The 3113-nt window shown below is 44.3% G+C and carries 4 protein-coding genes; 3 read left to right on the top strand and 1 reads right to left on the bottom strand.

The features are described 5' to 3' along the window. Positions 1 to 623: 623 nt before the first annotated feature. Positions 624 to 1025, bottom strand: coding sequence for a helix-turn-helix domain-containing protein (locus tag ABT56_RS23425; RefSeq protein WP_053062594.1), 402 nt, complete (start codon positions 1023 to 1025; stop codon positions 624 to 626). A 122-nt stretch (positions 1026 to 1147) separates the two neighbouring features. Here ABT56_RS23425 and ABT56_RS20945 point away from each other — a divergent pair, with 122 nt between their 5' ends. From ABT56_RS20945 to ABT56_RS20930, 3 genes are all read left to right on the top strand, one after another. Beyond that, on the top strand, positions 1148 to 2290 hold the full coding sequence (locus tag ABT56_RS20945) for a phage/plasmid replication protein, II/X family (RefSeq protein ID WP_047880879.1): 1143 nt from the start codon (positions 1148 to 1150) through the stop codon (positions 2288 to 2290). Positions 2291 to 2301: 11 nt separating this feature from the next. Next, the gene (locus ABT56_RS20940; protein WP_047880878.1) at positions 2302 to 2583 is read left to right on the top strand and encodes a single-stranded DNA-binding protein; all 282 of its coding nucleotides are present in this window, start codon (positions 2302 to 2304) and stop codon (positions 2581 to 2583) included. Between the two features lie 273 nt (positions 2584 to 2856). Continuing rightward, positions 2857 to 3102 (top strand): hypothetical protein, encoded by a 246-nt coding sequence (locus tag ABT56_RS20930; protein ID WP_205626108.1) that lies wholly within the window; start codon positions 2857 to 2859, stop codon positions 3100 to 3102. Positions 3103 to 3113 lie beyond the last annotated feature (11 nt).

Here is a 3113-nt window from a genome sequence, read left to right as displayed (position 1 = left end):
CTTAGTGCGCATTATGTGGTGCGGGATTATGTTGAGGGTTTGCTTTGCCTAGCCGAATAGCTGCGTGGGCGAGGGATATGCTATATCGGGCGGCAGCTTGCTGGCGCTCTGATTGCTCATCGTGAGAATCGTCGGTAGAGGTTAGCCCGTAACATAATCCCGTATAATGCGTACTATAGCGGGATGCTTTTCATGCCGTAGGCATACCAAGGCCACTGCGCCAAACTGCAATTTATCGGCAGGCCGTGACTGGCCGAGCCCGACAGCCTTCAAAAAACCTCCAATCCCTTCTTCCTGTTAGGCCGCTCTTGCTTTTATGGGGTGCGCCGGTGCTTTTTTAATTCGTTGCAGCTCATTGTCGGAGACGCCGTGACTTATGGCGTTTTGTTTTCCCGATGATTTTTGACCGCAGAACGCCGACGAGCGAGAGCTGAGCGAGGAGAAGTAATGCGGGAAAAAATGGAGGCATCGCGAACGCCTCCGGGTGTCTTGTTTGGTGATGCGGTCACGTGAAAATAGGTTGGGGTTCCTGTAACACCCCAACTAACTGCGGACATCCGCATGTTCGCCGGACTAAAGGTCGGCTACATTTCATTCTTAACACTCCCAATGAGGCTTCAGTATTAGGGCTTTTTCTCTTTTTTCATTTCCTCAGTCTTACCATCAAAAATTGATATTCCAAGGAGAGTATTGTGCTCAATGAGGTGCTGTAAGCTCTTAGCAATACAGTATTTATCAATTACTGCTAATAGATGGTCTTTATCTTCATCAGGTAAACCTTGAACCCTTTCAAGGGCAACCGCCATTATCGCATCAATGCTGATTTCTGACATATCCATCAATAATGCATTTGGAGTGCAGTTCAACGCACGTGTTAGCGCGTATATTGTGCTCAACTTAGGGTCTGTTTCATTTCTTTCAATTTTCGAAATTTGCCCAAACCGGATACCACACTTATCAGCCAGTTCTCCTTGAGTCCACCCTTTGTCGCGCCTTAGCCTTTTTAGATTTTCACCTATAGACACAATAATTCCTCATTTTTTATCTTGTGAACTTAATTTTAACCCTATATATTTACCTTCCACGATAAATTGATTCTACGGGATTAGCTTTTTTTATCCCATAAGATTATTGACAGGGTTTTTGCTTGTACTTTATTGACCAGCTTTTCATGCAACAAGATCACCACGAGGGCAACTTGCCACTTGTGGGGCGTCACGTGATTGAAAGGGTGGATTTAGAAACTGGAGAGAAATTGCCTCCTTCAGTGAATCAAAAAGTTCTTGAGGGTTCTTTCAGTACAAAGTTAACCATTCGCTGCGATGGTACTCGGGTTCGAGTTGAGGGAAATCCATCGCGCTGGCAACGTGTTGATAACCTTTTCGGGTTGCGGACACTTGATGAATGTGTAGATATTTACAATCACGTTTTATCTTTTTATGACTTACCGCCGTTCACGAAGAATACCCGTTTTGCCCATCGGCAGTCACCCGATGGCAAATCATCGTCTTTGGTTGGTAATGGCGCGGAAATCACCTTGATTGATTGGACTCGAAATCATTCGGTGGGCAAGGGGAGAGAGCAATCATTTATTCGAGGTTTGTCTTCGATGCAAATAGGTCGAGGACGAAAACCCAAACTTTACCCTGATGGTAATACGTGTAACTGGGGTGAGGGCTCAACATGGCAAATGGATAAGCTATATGCAAAAGCGGCTGAATTGCATCGCCAATTGGCAAAATCAGAACGTAAGAAAGGAGGTGTTCCATCAGAAATATCATCGTACATCAATAAGTTGATAGCTTACTGTCAGGAGTTTGGTGTAGTGCGAGAAGAGCATAGCTTAAGACAGACATTACTTAAACGACACAACTTACAATTTTACGGCAATGTAACTGAACAAGATTTTATTCAGCACCTACAAGTTATTGAGAATGCCATGAAAACAATACATATATCACACGATGAACATCAGAGTATCGCAGATCAACTTCTTGCTTTTAATGCAGTAAAAAGCCGGCAAGCAGCTAACGCTACGCAGAGTTACGCCATTATGTGGCAAAGCGGTATGAATTTGCGACAAATCCTTTCTGAGCGTCAATTCTATGAGCACAAAGCTCGTCTCAAGGCTATCGGTATTGATATTGGCCAGCAATTCGATGTTAGCCGGATGTGTCCAACGTTGAAACGCTCTGAGGTTATCGAGGTAAATCCGCTTCCCGTTCCTAGCTGGTACAAGCTACCCGTTGTCGCTGAATCTAATATTCTTCCGTTTAGAGCTTACGCATAAGGAAACTAACCATGCCAAAAATCGAAATTTTCGCTGAGGATGTAAAAGTATCTTCTCGCACCATGCCTGGTAAAGATGGCAAACCACCACGTACTATCTATGAGCAGGATGCGTATATTTATTGCGAGGGCAAGTTCCCAACGCTGATGAAAGTATCACTTGAGGATGGACAACCACCATATGCTGCCGGACTTTATACCTTTCATGGCTCTAGCTATATCGTTAATAATTTCGGCAATGTTGAGTTGAAGAAATTCGGCAAAGTGATTACACCGATGGAGGTTGAGATCTGATGTGGAATTTACCAACACGTGCGATTGTCTATAAGGGTGGCGTTGCGATGGTGATGAGAGAGGATGACCCGACATATCAATGCACGGTTTGCTACAAGCCTTGGTTCGATGAAGATTTGGATTTTGGCGTTATCGGTGAATTGCCCAAGTGCCCGAGCTGTGCATCAAACGTTCGGAAATTAACGGAAAAACATCCACTTATATAAACAAGCAAAGCCCGCAATTGTTGTAGCAACTGCGGGCTTCTAACCATAACCAACTAGTAGAGAGTTGATGATGACTGATACACATTATTCCATGACTGACATTCTTAATCTAGCCACAGCGGTAAAGGAACTGGCGGCGTTCCAGAATAGCGTGGTCTGGAGCGATGAACCGTTCACGGCCAATTTCTTATTTGAGTATTCTCAGGTATTGCAGGACAAAGCCCAGCAGCTTGAGGATATGATTCAAGAGATTGAGCTCAAGGTAGTCATAAAACAAAGGTCCATTGAAGGATCTCTAACACAAACCCCTTAGTGCGCATTATG

The sequence above is a fragment of the Photobacterium aquae genome (assembly GCF_001029445.1).
Classification (GTDB): domain Bacteria; phylum Pseudomonadota; class Gammaproteobacteria; order Enterobacterales; family Vibrionaceae; genus Photobacterium; species Photobacterium aquae.
Note: the sequence above shows the minus strand (reverse complement) of the source record. Positions and strands in the feature narration are given on the sequence as shown.

Coding starts and splice junctions, on each gene's coding strand:
- ABT56_RS20940 (WP_047880878.1), top strand. CDS start 2,302: ATGCCAAAAATCGAAATTTTCGCTGAGGATGTAAAAGTATCTTCTCGC.
- ABT56_RS20930 (WP_205626108.1), top strand. CDS start 2,857: ATGATGACTGATACACATTATTCCATGACTGACATTCTTAATCTAGCC.